This is a genomic window from Rhodanobacter sp. LX-99 (assembly GCF_018599185.1).
In the GTDB taxonomy this organism is placed as follows: Bacteria; Pseudomonadota; Gammaproteobacteria; order Xanthomonadales; family Rhodanobacteraceae; genus Rhodanobacter.
The window spans coordinates 90,913-106,750 of record NZ_JAHFVL010000003.1 but is presented as its reverse complement, the minus strand read 5'-3'; the positions used below and the strand labels follow the sequence as shown (position 1 = coordinate 106,750).

The 15,838-nt window shown below is 66.8% G+C and carries 18 protein-coding genes and 1 tRNA gene; 9 read left to right on the top strand and 10 right to left on the bottom strand.

Annotation, left to right across the window (positions count from 1 at the left end):
* The first annotated feature begins 23 nt into the window (after positions 1-23).
* Positions 24-1,076, top strand: coding sequence for an AAA family ATPase (locus KK131_RS14805; RefSeq protein WP_345777262.1), 1,053 nt, complete (start codon positions 24-26; stop codon positions 1,074-1,076).
* Between the two features lie 95 nt (positions 1,077-1,171).
* Here KK131_RS14805 and KK131_RS14800 read toward each other — a convergent pair whose 3' ends face one another.
* From KK131_RS14800 to KK131_RS14790, 3 genes are all read right to left on the bottom strand, one after another.
* Positions 1,172-1,546: a hypothetical protein gene (locus tag KK131_RS14800; protein ID WP_214557499.1), complete on the bottom strand. Its 375-nt coding sequence runs from the start codon at positions 1,544-1,546 to the stop codon at positions 1,172-1,174.
* Positions 1,547-1,854: 308 nt separating this feature from the next.
* Entirely contained in the window at positions 1,855-3,018 is a 1,164-nt protein-coding gene (locus KK131_RS14795; protein WP_214557498.1) for a phage major capsid protein, read from the bottom strand.
* Between the two features lie 19 nt (positions 3,019-3,037).
* The gene (locus KK131_RS14790) at positions 3,038-3,685 is read right to left on the bottom strand and encodes an HK97 family phage prohead protease (protein ID WP_214557497.1); all 648 of its coding nucleotides are present in this window, start codon (positions 3,683-3,685) and stop codon (positions 3,038-3,040) included.
* A gap of 314 nt (positions 3,686-3,999) precedes the next feature.
* On the opposite strand from KK131_RS14790, the gene KK131_RS14785 reads away from it, so the two are divergent.
* On the top strand, positions 4,000-4,359 hold the full coding sequence (locus tag KK131_RS14785; protein ID WP_214557496.1) for a hypothetical protein: 360 nt from the start codon (positions 4,000-4,002) through the stop codon (positions 4,357-4,359).
* A 71-nt stretch (positions 4,360-4,430) separates the two neighbouring features.
* Here KK131_RS14785 and KK131_RS14780 read toward each other — a convergent pair whose 3' ends face one another.
* The 6 genes from KK131_RS14780 to ftsY form a co-directional block, all read right to left on the bottom strand.
* Positions 4,431-4,769 (bottom strand): hypothetical protein, encoded by a 339-nt coding sequence (locus KK131_RS14780; protein WP_214557495.1) that lies wholly within the window; start codon positions 4,767-4,769, stop codon positions 4,431-4,433.
* A 131-nt stretch (positions 4,770-4,900) separates the two neighbouring features.
* Positions 4,901-4,976, bottom strand: a tRNA-Phe gene (locus KK131_RS14775).
* Positions 4,977-5,058: 82 nt separating this feature from the next.
* Complete coding sequence (locus KK131_RS14770) at positions 5,059-5,337, bottom strand: oxidative damage protection protein (protein ID WP_214557494.1); 279 nt, start codon at positions 5,335-5,337, stop codon at positions 5,059-5,061.
* 53 nt (positions 5,338-5,390) lie between these two features.
* On the bottom strand, positions 5,391-6,452 hold the full coding sequence (gene mutY / locus KK131_RS14765; protein ID WP_214557493.1) for an A/G-specific adenine glycosylase: 1,062 nt from the start codon (positions 6,450-6,452) through the stop codon (positions 5,391-5,393).
* Positions 6,449-7,516, bottom strand: coding sequence for a membrane assembly protein AsmA (locus tag KK131_RS14760; protein ID WP_214557492.1), 1,068 nt, complete (start codon positions 7,514-7,516; stop codon positions 6,449-6,451). The genes mutY and KK131_RS14760 overlap by 4 nt, the downstream gene beginning before the upstream one ends.
* Before the next feature lie 23 nt (positions 7,517-7,539).
* The gene (gene ftsY / locus KK131_RS14755) at positions 7,540-8,679 is read right to left on the bottom strand and encodes a signal recognition particle-docking protein FtsY (RefSeq protein WP_214557491.1); all 1,140 of its coding nucleotides are present in this window, start codon (positions 8,677-8,679) and stop codon (positions 7,540-7,542) included.
* Positions 8,680-8,768: 89 nt separating this feature from the next.
* On the opposite strand from ftsY, the gene rsmD reads away from it, so the two are divergent.
* The 7 genes from rsmD to KK131_RS14720 all read left to right on the top strand — a co-directional run bounded on the left by rsmD (position 8,769) and on the right by KK131_RS14720 (position 14,476).
* Complete coding sequence (rsmD, locus tag KK131_RS14750; RefSeq protein ID WP_214557490.1) at positions 8,769-9,350, top strand: 16S rRNA (guanine(966)-N(2))-methyltransferase RsmD; 582 nt, start codon at positions 8,769-8,771, stop codon at positions 9,348-9,350.
* A 43-nt stretch (positions 9,351-9,393) separates the two neighbouring features.
* A complete protein-coding gene (gene coaD, locus KK131_RS14745) occupies positions 9,394-9,933 on the top strand; it encodes a pantetheine-phosphate adenylyltransferase (RefSeq protein ID WP_056390349.1) in 540 nt (179 codons plus the stop codon).
* Positions 9,926-10,429 (top strand): hypothetical protein, encoded by a 504-nt coding sequence (locus tag KK131_RS14740; protein ID WP_214557489.1) that lies wholly within the window; start codon positions 9,926-9,928, stop codon positions 10,427-10,429. The genes coaD and KK131_RS14740 overlap by 8 nt, the downstream gene beginning before the upstream one ends.
* Before the next feature lie 149 nt (positions 10,430-10,578).
* Entirely contained in the window at positions 10,579-10,839 is a 261-nt protein-coding gene (locus tag KK131_RS14735) for a YfhL family 4Fe-4S dicluster ferredoxin (RefSeq protein ID WP_056390353.1), read from the top strand.
* The gene (gene ggt, locus KK131_RS14730; RefSeq protein WP_214557488.1) at positions 10,836-12,560 is read left to right on the top strand and encodes a gamma-glutamyltransferase; all 1,725 of its coding nucleotides are present in this window, start codon (positions 10,836-10,838) and stop codon (positions 12,558-12,560) included. The genes KK131_RS14735 and ggt overlap by 4 nt, the downstream gene beginning before the upstream one ends.
* 9 nt (positions 12,561-12,569) lie before the next feature.
* Positions 12,570-13,442, top strand: coding sequence for an MBL fold metallo-hydrolase (locus KK131_RS14725; protein WP_214557487.1), 873 nt, complete (start codon positions 12,570-12,572; stop codon positions 13,440-13,442).
* The gene (locus KK131_RS14720; protein WP_214557486.1) at positions 13,442-14,476 is read left to right on the top strand and encodes a TMEM43 family protein; all 1,035 of its coding nucleotides are present in this window, start codon (positions 13,442-13,444) and stop codon (positions 14,474-14,476) included. Before KK131_RS14725 ends, KK131_RS14720 begins: the two co-directional genes overlap by 1 nt.
* A 45-nt stretch (positions 14,477-14,521) precedes the next feature.
* Here KK131_RS14720 and KK131_RS14715 read toward each other — a convergent pair whose 3' ends face one another.
* Entirely contained in the window at positions 14,522-15,802 is a 1,281-nt protein-coding gene (locus tag KK131_RS14715) for an HDOD domain-containing protein (RefSeq protein ID WP_214557485.1), read from the bottom strand.
* Positions 15,803-15,838: the final 36 nt, after the last annotated feature.

Below are 15,838 nucleotides of genomic sequence, written 5' to 3'. Positions count from 1 at the left end.
TGGCACACGCGCAGGTGAAGCCCGTGCGCTACGTCGTGCAAACATTGATCCCTTGCGCACACCTTACTTTGCTGGGCAGTCATGGCGGTTCAGGAAAAACAAATCTCGCGCTGACCGTCGCAGCTCATGTAGCTGTCGGCGCACCGTGGGCCGGTTTCGAGACGGAGCACCGCCCTGTTCTGTTTGCTTCATTGGAGGATGGCGGCGATATCGTGCGCCTTCGTCTGCGCAGGATCTGCGCCGCATACGGTTTGGACCCTGCTGCTGTTGGACGCAACATACGATTGCTTGATGGCAGCGGCAGCCTTTCGGCGCTGATGGCTGAGACCGGCGCTTATTCCGGCCGGAAGATCGAGGAAACACCGACACTGATTGAGCTTCGCGCAGCTGTCGGCGATGCCGGCCTGATTGTGATTGACAATGCCAGTGATGCGGTCGATTTCAACGAGTCGGACCGCCGAGCCGTGCGCGTGTTCGTGCGGACGCTGGCCGGGCTGGGGCATCGCAACGAAGCGGGTGTTTTACTCCTCGCACACATCGACAAAAATGCAGCGCGCTATGGCAGTGCCGGCAACAGTTACTCCGGGTCGACCGGGTGGCACAACAGCGCCCGGTCAAGGCTAGCGTTACTGGCTGATCGTGATGGTGTCCAACTGGTGCAGGAGAAGGCCAACCTGGGGGCCAAAGCGGAGCCCGTGCGCCTGCGCTGGACCGATAGCGGCGTGCTGGTCCCTGATGACAGCGGCGACGGCGCCGAGCACGCTAGCAATGCCGACGCGGTAATGGCGGCGATTGCGGCAGCGATTGCGGACGGTGTGACGGTGTCGACCGGGCGCACCGGACCGGCGACCACACAGAAGCTACTGGAAAACTTCCCTGATCTGCCGACGCACTTGCGGGGGCCGCGCGGGCGCGAAGCATTCTGGGCCGCAATCACCGATCTGCAGCGCGCCGGGAAAATCACTGCGGAGGACTTCCAAAATAGCGCCCGGAAATTAAGGCAGCGCTTTGTAATTGCAGCTGCGCCAATTGCGCCAATTGCGCCAGTTCCTACAATCGGCGCAATAGACCAATGAGCGCAAAGGAGCTGCGCCAGTTGCGCCAGTTCCACGCGCTAGGGGTGTGGGGATAAAGGAGCGCACAAAAAGGTGCGCGATGAACCGGCACAGCGTCAATCGAAGTCGGAGTGTTCGGGCTTGGCGGGTGCGACCACGACGCGCGAGGCGTCAGCCGGGGACAGACCCAACGCCGATAGGCAGGCCGTGAGCCGTGACAGCTTCGCGGGATGCATGTTGGCTGGGTCGGCGCGGAACTGCAGCAGCAGATGCGCAGCCACTTCCAGCCAGACGCGATCACGGTCGGCCAGTACGCCATCGGGGGCGCACTTCACCAGGTAGCGCCAGGCTTGCTCGAATGTGAGTGCTGATTGCTTCGGCGGCGCACCTATAGGCCCGGTGGCGGTGGGCTGGATGCGCCTGCGCTGGGGGTCTTTGCGCCATGCGCCGTTCAGTTCCTGCAGCGCGGCGGGCTTGCGTTTTGCTGGCATGGAACCTCCTGCGCTGAAAAATCTGATTTGCGGATGCGAAAGCCCAGTTGCCCACGCGGTCCACAGTGACCGATGCGGGAGGTTTGCACCCGCCCTCCCGGTAGCTGTAATTACTCGCGGGTTGCCCCCGCACCAGATTGCGCTGGCCGGGGGCTGGTCTGCAGGGCTCGGCGTGCTGATGCGCCCGAGGGCTACCGCGTACCGCTGCATGCTGGTGTTGTATTGGAGTCACCACCGCCAGCTGGGCGACATGCGTCGGGTATGCAATTGCTGGCCGCCCCGATCGCACATACCGCGGCCGTTGTCCCTTACGTGGTCGGCGTCAGATCCACCGACAGCACCGCGCCCGGCGAGAACACAGCGAGGCCGGCGCGCAGTTCGGCCAGCGTGGTCACCATGTTCGTGGTGAAGTTGCTGCCATCCTCGCGGCTCGATGCGACCACGACTTCCTGACGATCCAGCAACGCTAGCTGCGAAGCGTCCAGCACCAGGGCAGTACCTGCCGCCAGCGCCGGACACGTCACCACGGGGACCGACCACAACGACGGCGGCGCCGGGTTGCGCGCACTGCCCAGCACATACTGGCCGTTGGTGGTCGACCGCTCGCGCTGGATGGCACCCCAGTCGGCCGGCGACAAGACAATCACCGACGCGTGCCAGCCGTTACTGTCCAGCTCGTCCAGTGCCTCGCCGATACGATCCGCCGCGGCGTCAGCAGCAGCAGCGAAGGGCGTTGCATACGCCAGCAGACCCTTGATCTGGCCAGCGCCACCGGTGCCGTTAATCAACAGGTTTTCCAGTTTCGACATGCAGCCATACGACAGCAGGTTATCGAGCTGGAACGCCAGCGCCGGAGCGTCGTCGATCACCTGCTGGCTGGACCGCACGAAGTGGGCGACAGTCGCAATGTTGGCGGTGACTTCGGCCGTGGGCATGCTGCCTTGTGCCTTGGCGTCGCCTTCCTTTGCCTGCACGGCTGCAGCGTTCGCGTATCCCGACAGCTGCATGTAAAGGAACGTCGCGGTGCCCACCGGCAACGTGGGCATGGCGTCGATCAGCGACAGACGGCGCTGGGGGTTTGCCCACAAGTTGCTGCTGTCACGATCCGGCGCGACGCTGTAGGACTGGTCGCCCGACTGACCCACGCCAGTATTCGAGATGGCCTTGGTCAGCAGCTTGAGACCGCCGCTTTTGAGCGTGACGCGGCCTGTACCGTTCGCGCCGTCGCGCATGGCCTGCAGCTGTGACGACTTGACGAACTCCGCCGACGGGGACGGCGCAGCGTTGAAATTACCGCCGACGATTCGCGCGCCCGTCTTCATCTCGGCGATTTCCTGCGCCATGCCGTTGACCAGTTCGGCCTGTTCGGCGTTCGCATCCTTCAGTGCCTTGATTTCCAGACGATCGGCCGCGGCCTTTGCCTCGATCTTTTCCGCGTGCTCGCGCACGGCTTCGATGATTTCGTTATCCATGATTTTTGCCTCGATTCGATTAGGAGAGGCGCAGCGCTTGCCGCACCTGTTGAGCGGTTACGCTGGGCGGCGCATCGTCTCGACGCTGTGCGGCATCATCTCGATGCAGCACCGGCCAGCCCACGGCCGCTAGGTGTTTCGCTCCGCGAGCGGATAGGCCCAGTGCATCCCGCACCAGGTGCTCGAACTCGCGGATGGTTTTGCATTCCTTCGCCGACTTCACCGACGACACGATGGCCGCGGGGTTGTCTGCGATGGGTACAAGGGAAATTTCGTAAAGGTCGATCGCGCGGATGTGCCGCACGTTGCCGACCATCGTCGCCCCGCCTGCAGGAATCACGTAGCCAATCGACAGCGACAGTCCGCCCACCTTCGCCAGCTCATACGCAATCGCGCCGGTCGGCGTGGCGATGGCAATTTGTCCGGCGACTTCCAGCCCGCGGCCGGTGGCACTGGCGCTGGTAATCGCGCCGATCGGGTCATCCTGCCGGTGCAGATACAGCAGCGGGATGCGGCCGCCTCGCGATTGCCACGCGGCCAACGTCTGCGCCCATGCACCCGGCTCGATAACGTCCGCGCTGCGGTCCAGATCGGGGGTGCTCGCGAGGCCTGTAAAGCTGCCGGCGGCGGCTGGATCTGCGGCGAGTTTCAGTTCAAGCATTTGCATGGCGATCGTCCCGACCAGTGATTGGTCGGCACGCTACATGCGTCTAAAGACTTATGCAAGTTATTGATAATACTGACGAAATCGTCAGTATCAAAAGTGACGAGACGGCAGCAGGGAATGGCTTACATGCCCGCGCGCAAATCGCCGGCACCGCCAGCTGACCCATTGCGCGATCCTGCCGTGTCCCGCGAGTCTGGCCCGAGCCGACTAGGTGTCTGGCAGTAGCCGACACCACACATGTCAGGTGGAACCGACGAACCGGGGCGCTATGCTGCATTGGCGCTGCAACGGCGCGAAACAGGGGGGGGGGCACAATGAAACGGATCTTTGCGGCTGCGCTCGCGGTGATGGTGCTCGCTGGCGCACATGCTCAAACCGCCAAGAGGGCGGCAACACCAAAAGAACTTGCAGCCATCAAAGATTCGCTGCAGTCCACTCTCAAGGATGCCGATTCGCTGAAGTTCAAAGACGTGGACGTGTCACTTGATAGTAAAGGCACGCTTTGTGGCTTACTGAACGCCAAAAATAGCTATGGCGCATATGTCGGGTACGTGTACTTCTTTGGCGCTGTTTTCACTGAGCACCTCAAGGAACCTGTCGCCATGGTGCTGAGCATCGACGATGGGGACACCAATATCGCCGAGCAGATGTGCAAAAAGTACGGCATGATCTGATCGCCGAATCCTTGACGTCTTCGACGCCACCCGCAACGGTGGCGTTTTTCATTTCGGCGAGACGTTCCGGGCTATTGCGACGTGAATTTGATCGCTTCGCCTTCGACGACTACGTGTCGATCATTCATCCGCTGATCGTTTCGGACGATGACGGCATCCGCGCCAATCTCCGCGCCCGCTGCCTGCAATTGCGGAATGGCATCGCTCACTGTCGGGTCGGTCCAGCCGGGCTTGTAGCGCTTGGCTGAGACAATGCCGATGGACTCATACGCCCGCTGCGGCGGGGAATAAAGAATCTGCACCCGACTTGCGTTCGTAGCTGCGTAAGGTGTGGCGAGGTTGCTATGCGCCTGGTACGTGCTGCACCCAGCGAGCGCACCGATAAGCGCGAGGCCTGCAAAAATCTTCATCCGTGTTCCCCTGAGTTTCCCCGGCGTTCGAGGCTACTCCGGCGGTATTCGCCGCGCCAGCTTCCAGCCGGACACGGGCCGGACACAAGAAAAAGCCCGCTGGGTGAGAGCGGGCTAAGTCTTTGTTTTTATGGTGGCCGGGGACGGAATCGAACCGCCGACACGGGGATTTTCAATCCCCTGCTCTACCAACTGAGCTACCCGGCCGGGAACCTGGCGATCAGGGACGACCGTGAGGGTTGTCGATGATGCGTGGAGCCGCGCATTAGACCGAATGCACGGCGTTTCGTCAAGACTCGTGGTCGGGCGGAGTGAAGCCGGCGGCCTGGGCGAAGTCGCCGCCGAACAGGAATTTCTCCATCTGTTCGCCGAGGTATTTGCGTGACTTCGGGTCGAGCGGGTTGAGTCGGTATTCGTTGATCAGCGTGGTCTGATGGGCCAGCCACTGCTGCCAGGCAGGCTTGGAGATCTCGGCGTAGATGCGCTGGCCGAGTGGGCCGGGCCAGGGGGCGAAGTCGAGGCCTTCGGCGTCGATGCCGAGCTTGGTGCAGTGGATGGTACGGCTCATGGTTCGAATCCTGGTGAGGCTGCCACGGTGACGGATACAGCTTGCGGGTCTGCTCAGGCGCTGTCGTTGATCTGCAGCAGGAGGCTGCGCACCGGCGCGGGCAGGCCGAGTGCGCCGAGCTCGCCGGCGCTGCACCAGCGCAACTGCGGATTATCGGCGATGCCGCGCTGCGCTGTCGCGCGGTCGAACAGCAGCGGCTCGATATCGAGCCGGTAATGGCTGAACACGTGAGTGAACGGGGCGAGCGCCTGCGCGTCGTCGATCTGCGCGTGCTGCTGCGCGATGCGCCAGGCGCCATCCGGGTCGCTCGCTTCGGGCAGGCTCCACAGTCCGGACCACACGCCCTGCGGGCCGCGTCGTTCCAGCAGCACGCGGCCGTGGCGGTCGCGCAGGATCAGCATCACGGTGGCGCGGGTGGGAATGGATTTGGACGGCTTGCGGTTGGGCAGTTGCGTGGTGAGGCCGTCGCGATGGGCGATGCAGTCGGCGGCCAGCGGGCAGTCCTCGCAGCGTGGGCGCGAGCGTGTGCATAGCGTCGCCCCGAGGTCCATGATCGCCTGGGTGTAGTCGGCGACACGGCTGGCCGGGGTATGCGCCTCGGCGTGTTGCCACAGCTGCTTCTCCACCGCGCTTTCGCCGGGGTGGCCGTGGATGCCGTGGTAGCGGGTCAGCACGCGCTTGACGTTGCCGTCCAGTATGGCAAAGCGCAGGCCGTGCGCCTGCGCCAGGATCGCACCGGCGGTGGAGCGGCCGATGCCGGGCAGTGCGCTCAACGCGGCGAAGTCGCGCGGCAGTTCGCCGCCGTGCCGCTCGACGCAGAGCTGCGCGGCACGGTGCAGGAAGCGCGCGCGGCGGTAGTAACCGAGCCCGGACCACAGCGCCAGCACGGTGTCTTCGTCGGCTGCGGCGAGGTCGGGCAGGGTGGGCAGCGCGTTGACGAAGCGCTCGAAGTAGCCGACCACGGTGGCGACCTGGGTCTGCTGCAGCATCACCTCGGACAGCCATACGCGATAGGCGTCGCGCCGGCCGTCGTCGAGCGCGTGTTGCCACGGCAGGTCCTTGCGGCCGTGCCGGTCGAACCAGCGCAGCAAGCGGGTGGCCAGGGACGCGGTCATGGCTGCTTCTTGCCGGAGGGTTTCGCCGGTGCGGCCGCAGTTCCGGATGGCGCGGGCACGTCGTCTCCGGCGTGGATGGTGAGGCCTTCGATGCTGATGCCGCCGGCTTCGAGCTTGGCGATTTCCGCGTGGCCGCTGCCCGGCGGCACGCTCAATTGCGGCCCTTGCGGATCACCCAGCCGGCTCCACCAGTGGGCCAGCGCCAGTGGCGGCAGGCGCAGGTCGGCGTGGTTGGCGGGGCCGTCGAGTTTCAGCGCGAGCAGCAGCGGGTTGCTCTGGTCGGCGGGGGTCAGCAGCAGCGAGATGTCGTATTGGCCGGCGTTGGCCTGGTCGAGCTTGCCGACAAGGCTGGCGGCGGCGTCGGCGGCGCCGTGCCAGTGCGCGTTGCCGGTGAGCGCGAGCGTCATCGCGCTGCCCTGCGACAGGTGCAGGGTGATGTTGTTCAACTGCAGCGCGTTGCCTTCGATGCGCGGCGTGGCGGACAGCCGCAGTTGCAGCGGCGTGCCCGCAGCGGTGACGGCGGACAGGCCGAGCGGGAATGGCTGGCCGGAAATCAGGCTGCCGGCTTCGAGCGAGACGTTGCCGAGCAGCACCTCGTTGCCGCGCACCACGCTGCCGTGGCTGATGCTGACGCCGGTGTCGATGCGCGGGATGTTCGGCGGCGCGCCCTCGGGTTGCGCGGGCAGGGCGGCGAGCCACTCCTGCAGCGCGTCGAGGTCGACCCGGGGCGATTCGATCTGCAGTTGCGAGATCACCGTGGGACCGCCGAGCACGGTATGCCATGGCAACACCAGCTGGCCGTGCGCGGCCAGCAGGATCGGCGCGCCGGCGCCTTCGGCGTTGAGCGTGATGCCGTCCAGGTCCAGCGCCGGCCGCGGGAACAGGGCCGGGCTGGCCGGGCTGGCCAGGTTCAGTTCGAGCCCGGCGGTGCGCGCCTGGGCCTGCAGCATGCGGGTGAAGCGCTCCGGCTGCAGCAGCAGGTAGACGGCGACCACCGCAGCGAGCGCCGCCGCCAGCGCGAAGCCACCAAGTACCAGCAGGATCAGACGCAGTCGGCGCGACATTCGTTCAACCTCGCCTGCGTGGTTCAGTCATGGCCCTGCGTCTCGCCGCCGAGGCTGGCCGGCAGCAGGCCGTCGACGAAGGCCTCGGCTTCGAACGTGCGCAGGTCGGTGGCAGCTTCGCCCAGGCCGACGAAGCGGATCGGCAGGCCGAACTCGCGCGCCAGCGCAAACACCACGCCGCCCTTGGCGGTGCCGTCGAGCTTGGTCACGACCAGGCCGGTGACGCCGACGATCTGGCGGAACTGGCGCACCTGGCTGACCGCGTTCTGGCCGGTGGTGCCGTCGATCACCATCAGCACCTCGTGCGGCGCGTCGGCGTCGAGCTTCTTCAGCACGCGGGCGATCTTGCCGAGTTCGTCCATCAGGCCGCCCTGGGTATGCAATCGGCCGGCGGTGTCGGCGATCAGCACGTCGGTGCCGCGCGAGCGCGCCGCCTGCAGCGCGTCGAAGATCACGCTGGCGGCGTCGGCGTCCTGGCCTTGCGAGATCACCGGCACCTGGTTGCGTTCGCCCCAGGTCTTCAGCTGCTCGACCGCGGCGGCGCGGAAGGTGTCGCCGGCGGCCAGCATCACCGCACGCCGTTCGTCGCGCCAGCGGCGGGCCAGCTTGCCGATGGTGGTGGTCTTGCCGGCGCCGTTGATGCCGACCACCAGCACCACGAACGGCTGCCTGCCGCGCACGTCGAGCGGCTGCTCGACCGGCTTGAGCAGGGCCACCAGCGCCTGGCGCAACGCGGCCAGCAGTGCCGGAGCGTCGGCGAACTCGCGCTTGTGCATGCGCCTGCGCAGACCCTCGACCAGCTCGGTGCTGGCCTCGACGCCGACGTCGGCGGTGATCAGGGTGGTCTCCAGTTCGTCGAGCAGGTCGTCGTCGAGCTTGGGATGGCGCACGAACAGCGAGCCGAGGCTGCGCGCAAATGCATTGCCGGACAACCGTTCGCGCCAGCCGCGTCTGGTCGGCGCCGGTTCTTCGGCGCCGGGTTCGCTGACCGGCGCCACGAAGCGCTCGGTTTCGGGCTGGGTTTCGGCGGGCGCGGGAATTTCCGCCAGTGCTTCGTGCAGGGTTCCGTCGCCGCTTTCCGGCACGATGGCGTCGGCAGGTGCCTTGGCGGTGGCTTGCTCCGCGTCCTTGCCGGCAGGTTTTTTCTTCCAGAATTTGAGCATTGCGGCCGTGATTCAAAGACAATGGCCGGCATGCTAACACTCCAACCTGTACGGGCCGTTGAAGGTCCGGCCGCCGAGGACCCGGCGGCATGAATGGCGGGCGCAAGACCGCGGCGGGACGGATCCGCATCATCGGCGGCAGCCTGCGCAATTCGCGGCTCGACGTGCCGGAGTTGCCGGGTCTGCGGCCCACTCCCGAGCGGGTGCGCGAGACCCTGTTCAACTGGCTGGCGCCTGTGATCGACGGCGCGCGCTGCCTGGACCTGTGCGCGGGCACCGGCGCGCTCGGCATCGAGGCGCTGTCGCGCGGCGCGGCCGGCGTGCAGTTCGTCGAGCGCGATGCGCGCGCGGCGCAGGCGCTGCGCGCGAACCTGGCGCGGCTCAAGGCCGGCGCCGGCCAGGTGGCGGTGCTCGACGCGAGCCTGTTCCTGCAGGGCACGGCGCAACCGTACGACCTGGTCTTCCTCGACCCGCCGTTCGCGCTGGGGCTGTGGCCGGCGCTGGCGCGGCAACTGGAGCAGGGTGGCTGGCTGGCCACGCGGGGGTGGGTCTACGTGGAATCGCCGCGCGGCGATGCGCCGGTACTGCCGCCGAACTGGCAACTGCACCGCGAAGGGCAGGCCGGCGAGGTGCGTTTTGCGCTCTATCGGCGCGCGCTTCCGTTAAGCTAGGGTCAATTCCGCTACCGCCTTCCTCCGTCTCGTGAGCAAACCATTGGGCAATCCGCGCCTGGCCGTCTATCCGGGCACCTTCGACCCGATCACCAACGGTCATACCGACCTGGTGACGCGAGCCGCGCCGCTGTTCGACAAGGTGGTGGTGGCGGTGGCCGACAGTTCCAGCAAGGGGCCCGGCTTCAGCATCGGCGAGCGGATCACCCTGGCGCGGCTGGCACTGGCCGACCTGCCGAACGTGGAGGTGCGCGGCTTCGACTGCCTGCTGGCCACCTTCGTCGAGCAGATCGGCGCCGGCGTGATCATCCGCGGGCTGCGTGCGGTGTCGGATTTCGAGTACGAGTTCCAACTGGCCAGCATGAACCGGCATCTGATCCCGCAGGCGGAGACGCTGTTCCTGACGCCGGCGGAGCAATACAGTTTCATCTCCTCGTCGCTGGTGCGCGAGATCGGCCGCCTCGGCGGGGATATTTCCGGTTTCGTGCATCCGGCGGTACAACAGGCCATGCGGCAGCGCTGGCAGAAGGGCCGGACCGGCCACAACAAGCAACCCGAAACGGAAGGTGACAACCATGCGTAAGTTCGCTCTCATCGCTGCCATCGCGCTGACCGCCAGTCTGGCCCTGAGCGCCTGCGGCAAACACGAAGCCACCGAACAGGCCGGCCAGCAGGCCAGCCAGCAGGCGACCAAGCCGACCGATCCGAACGACACCAAGGCGTGGAACGCCTATCTCGGCCAGATCGTGCAGAACAACATGCAGGGCATGAAGGCCGACCGTCCGTACCCGTACCTGGTGCCGGCCGGTGATTCCGAGGAGGCCGTGGCCGGCCGCGGCCGTCAGCTGTCGAACGTGCAGGACACCGTCGCGCGCGGCGTGTTGCCGGGCAACATGCTGGTGTTTGCCGGTCCGGATTCGGCCAAGACCGCCGACCTGGTGACGGAGGCGTTCAAGGATGCCAAGCCCGGTTCGTTCAAGGACGTGATCATCCTGTTCATCGGCGACCAGGCCGACCAGCAGCGTGTCGACGACGTGCTGAAGCCGACCGGCGCCACGGTCCGTTTCGTCGCGATGTAAGCGGGTTCGCCGCGCCGGCAGCGCCGGCGCAGCTCTGAAGCAGCGCCCTCGGCCTTGCACGAGGGCGCTGGATGCTTGGTCGCTGCGAGGTCGCCGGCGTACCGGCACGCTCTCCCCAGGCGTTGCACCCCAGCATGTAGTATCGACCGATGTCCCTGAAAATCCTCGACACCTGCGTCAATTGCGACGTCTGCGAACCGGCTTGCCCGAACAAGGCAATCTCGCTGGGCGAGGAGTTTTACGTGATCGACCCCGCGTTGTGCACCGAGTGCGTCGGTCATCATGACGAACCGCAGTGCGTGGTGGTGTGCCCGGTCGAATGCATCATCAGCGACCCGGACCACGTCGAATCGCGCGAGCAGCTTGAACTCAAGTACCGCCACCTGATGGCGAAGGAGTCCGCGGCATGAGGTTTTCCATGAACTGGCGGGTGCTGTGGCTGAGCCTGCTGCTGGTCGGCGGTGCCGCATTCGCCGCCGACGGCGCGCCGAACACCGCGCCGGCTGCAGCGGCCCAGGCCGCGCAGCAGCGTCCCGGCCATGCGGCCATCGCCAGCGCGAACTTCCATGCCACCGAGGCCGGCCTCGAAGTGCTGGCCAAGGGCGGCAATGCGTTCGACGCGGCGGTCGCGGTGGCGGCCACGTTGTCGGTGGTGGAGCCGGAGAGTTCCGGCATCGGCGGCGGTTTCATGGCCGTGCTGCACCAGGCAAAGGATGGCCGCAATGTCTTCATCGACGCCCGCGAGACCGCGCCGGCGGCGGTGAATCCGAAGGATTACCTCAACCCGGACGGCAGCCCGAACCGCGATAGTGCGCTGAAGGGGCCGCTGTCGGCCGGCATCCCGGGCCAGCCGGCCGGCCTGGTGCTGATCGCCAAACGCTATGGCCGCCTGTCGCTGCAGCAGTCGCTGGCGCCGGCGATCCGCATCGCCCGCGACGGCTTCGAACCGGATGCGCGCCTGCGCGGCGCGATCGCCAGCATGCAGAAGGACCTCGCGCGCTGGCCCGCCTCGGCGGCGAAGTATCTGCCGAACGGCAAGCCGCCCGCGGAAGGCGCGATCTGGCGCGACCCGGACCAGGCACGCACGCTGGAACTGATTGCGGCCCATGGTGACGACGGCTTCTATCGCGGCGAGACGGCGCGGAAGCTGGTCGCTGCGGTGCGTGCGGCCGGCGGCAACTGGACGCTGGCCGATCTGGAGAACTACCGGGCGAAAGAGCGCACGCCGATCAGCGTGAACTATCGCGGCTACAGGATCATCACCGCACCGCCGCCGTCGTCAGGCGGCGTGGCGATCGCCGAGATCCTCAACATCCTGTCCGGCTACGACCTGACGAAGATGGACCAGGCCACGCGCGTGCACTACATCGTCGAGGCGATGCGCCGCGCGTTCCGCGACCACAACGATTACCTGGGCGATCCGGATTTCGTGCAGATGCCGCTGGACATGCTGCTGTCGCCGTACTACGCCGCTGGCCTGCGCCAGGGCATCCTGCACGACAAGGCCACGCCGTCGTCGATGCTGCCGCGCGCCGAGGCGCCCGAGCCGGGCATGCACACCACGCATTTCTCGATCATCGACGCCGACGGCAACATGGCCGCGGTGACCTCGACGGTGAACTACACGATGGGTTCGAGCTTCGTCGCCGCGGGCACCGGCGTGCTGCTGAACGACGAAATGGACGACTTCGCGCTGGTGCCGAACAAGCCGAACGTCTACGGCCTGCTCGGCAGCGCGGCGAACGCGCCGAAGGGCGGCAAGCGCATGCTGTCGTCGATGTCGCCGAGCATCGTGATCGGCGCCGACCGCACCGCGGTGATCGGCTCGCCCGGCGGCTCGACCATCATCACCCAGGTGCTCGAAGGCATCCTGCATTTCATCGACGGCGAGAGCGCGCAGCAGATCGCCGCGCACAAGCGCTTCCATCACCAGTACCTGCCGGACGTGGTGAACGTGGAAGATGGCACCTTCGATGCCGCCACCAGCGAGGCGCTGACGAAGATGGGCTACACGCTGAAGCCGCGCGAGTCGTGGGGCTTCATGAACGTGGTCACCTGGGACCGCAAGGCCAACCAGCTCGACGCCGCCAGCGACCCGCGCCGGCCGTCGGGGCTGGGCAAGGTGCAGTAAGGTCAGGCCATGGAACTGTTCTCGCTACTCGGCAACTCGCAGCAACTCGATGGCGGCGCCATGTTCGGCAATGCGCCGAAGGCGTTGTGGTCGCGCTGGATCGCGCCGGATGCCGAAAACCGCATTCCGCTGGCCTGTCGCTGCCTGCTGGTGAAGGACCTGGACGGTCGCAACGTGCTCTTCGAGACCGGCATCGGCGCGTTCTTCGAGCCGGCGTTGCGCGAGCGCTATGGCGTGGTCGAATCGCGGCACGTGCTGCTGGACTCGCTGGCCGAGGCCGGCCTGACCGATGCGGACATCGACGTGGTGGTGCTGTCGCACCTGCACTTCGACCATGCCGGCGGCCTGCTGGCGGCATGGGAGGAAGGCCGGCCGCCGCAGCTGCTGTTCCCGAACGCGCATTTCGTGGTGGGCGCGGAGCATTGGCGCCGTGCGCTGAAGCCGCATCCGCGCGACCGTGCCTCGTTCGTGCCGGAACTGCAGCCGTTGCTGGAAGCCAGCGGCCGGCTGGAGCTGGTCGATGGCGAGCATTCGCGGACGCTGGGCGAGTCGGTGCGCTTCTTCTTTTCGGACGGCCATACGCCGGGGCTGATGCTGGCCGAAGTCGGCGGCGTGGTGTTCTGCGCCGACCTGATCCCCGGCCGCTTCTGGGTGCACTTGCCGATCACCATGGGCTACGACCGCTGGCCGGAGAAGCTGATCGACGAGAAGCGCGTGTTCCTGGAAGACAAGCTGGCGCGCGACGTGCGGTTGTTCTTCACCCACGACCACGATTGCGCGCTGGCGCGGGTGACGCGCGACGAACGCGGCCGTTTCGGCACCGCCGACGAGCAGCGCGAGTTGCGCGGCGTTCCGCCGCATCGCCAGGCTGGAGCGGCTTGATGGATTTGCGCAAGGGAATAGCCATGCGGGGGCTGGTGTTGAACGTCGTCGGCGCCTTGCTGGTACTGGCCGGGATCGGCCTGGTGGCGATGACTGCCCGCAGCCTGCTGAATTACCGCGCGGTGGCCAGCCTGCATGGCGGCGAGGTGGTCGACCTGGGGGCGAATGCGCAACCGGGGGCCGGCCAGCACGGCTCCATGGTGCGCGTGGTCGGCACGCCGACCGTGGTGGAGGCGCCGCACGATCCGGATTTCAACCTGCGGGTGAACACCACGACGCTGGTGCGCCACGTGGAGATGTTCCAGTGGCGCGAGGTGCGCGTCGGCAGCAGCGTGCATTACGAACTGGACTGGGTCGACCACCTGCTCGACGCCGGCCACTTCGAGGATCCGAAGGGGCACGCGAACCCGGTCAGCTTCCCGATCAGCGGCAAGCAGTTCGACGCCGGCCTGGTGCAGATCGGCGGATTCAAGCTGGGGCCCGTGCTGCTGCACGCGATACCGGGTACGCAGCGGATCACGCCGGATCCCGGCTCCTTGCCGGAGAACCTGGCGGCCAGTTTCAGCCGCTACCAGGATTATCTGGTGACCAGCGCGCGACCGGGCGACCCGCGGCTGGGCGACGTGCGGGTGAGCTGGAACGAGGTGCCCCTGCAGGAGCTGACCGTCGTCGGGCGCATCGACGGCGACCAGTTGGTGGCGGCCACCGATGCCGCCGACGGCAAGGGCTACGTCGTGCAGGTCGGCGACGTGCCGGTGCTGGACATTTTTCCGGATTTGCCGATCCCGCCCGAGTTCGTGTCGAGCTGGCGGATCCTGGCCGTGCTGCTGGCGTCGCTGGGTGCGTTCCTGCTGCTCTCGGCCCAGCGCGACCGGCGCGATCCGCTGCTGGCCCTTGGCCTGGGCGCGCTGGTCGTGGGCGTCGTGGCCAGCGTGCTCTGGCTCGGCGACGATACGCGGACCATGTGCGCCTGGTTGGCGCTGGCGGTGCTCGGCCTGGTGCTCACCGGATGGCGGCTGCGCCGCGCGCGCTGAGTGAAAGGATCTTCTTGCGAAGGCCGCTCGGAAGATATCCGGCAGTTACGCAGTGGCCTGCTTTCCGCTGGCCGAGGCATAGACCTGGTCGGCCCACTGCGTCGCCCCCAGGTAGATCGTGGCCATGCGCTGGATGCGCTGCGGCATGGCGTGTTCGCTGGTCAGCTCGCCGGCTTCCCAGGCGAGGATCTGTTTCAGCAATGGCGCGAACGGGCCGCCGCGGCCGGTCAGCGCGTCGCTGATTTCCGGCACCAGCCGCAGGTGGGCCAGCAGGAACTCCATCGGCGCGCACATCAAGGTGTCGAGCAGCGAGAACAGGCCCACGGTGAAGGCCATCTCCGGATGGCCGTTGGGCATGCCGCTGGCCAGCTTCTCGCACATGTGGGCGCGGATCAGCGCGGCGCGCAGAAGCTCCGGCGGGCGGTCGTCCATGCCGCACATGGACATGGTGTCGATCCAGTTGCGCATGCGCGTGACGCCGAAGAAGATCGCGGCCTGCTGCACCGATTTCAGTTGCCGCGGCAGCGCGAAGTAGGCCGAGTTGACGCAGCTGAGCAGCTTGTAGCTGAGCACCGCGTCGTCGCGAATGATGTTGCCCAGTTCCACCGGTCCGGGATTGCTCTCCTGCAGCACGCGCATCAGGCGCAGCATGCTCAGCCGGTTGGCGGTAAGCACGGGCACCGCCACCGGTTGCGGGATCAGCAGGTAGCGCCCCTGGATCGCCTCGAGCGGCAGTTCCAGGCAGCGTTCGTAGGTCGGATGGTCGTTGACGTGGCCGGCAACCACCTGGATCCCGCGCAGGTGCAGGTGTTCGGCGTGTTCTTTCAGCCGCTGCGGGGTCAGATGGCTGGCATCCAGCCGCACCAGCTGCACCATCTGCAGCAGCGCTTCGAGCGGCAGGCTGCTTTCCAGGTCGATGCCGGTCGCGTCGAGCATGAACTGGCAGCCGCGCTGCGCCATCTGCTGCAGGCGCCTCATCAGCGCCGCGTCGGCGGCCACCTGCGGCTGCAGCACCACGCCAAGGCGCGGCTGGTGCAGCAAGACGTCGGAATCCTCCGGCAACAGCTCGGCCGGCATGTTCAGGAACGCGCGGTTGCCGCGCACCAGCCGGGTCAGCGCGCCGTCCGTGATGGTCGACAGCACGCACTGCAGCAGGGTCTGTTCGTCGCCGGGCTCGCGATGGAACACGATCTCGTAAGCGAACAGCTGGCGCTCGCGGTCGAGCATCGGTACGCGCAGCACCGGCAGCGGCACCGACGTCGGCACGCCATGGAAACCTGGGGAGCCAGCGGGGAGGGCGTCGGTGGAGGCGTTGGGGTTGCTCATGATCGGTCGTCGCGGTTAACGCGAAGCCACGCCGGA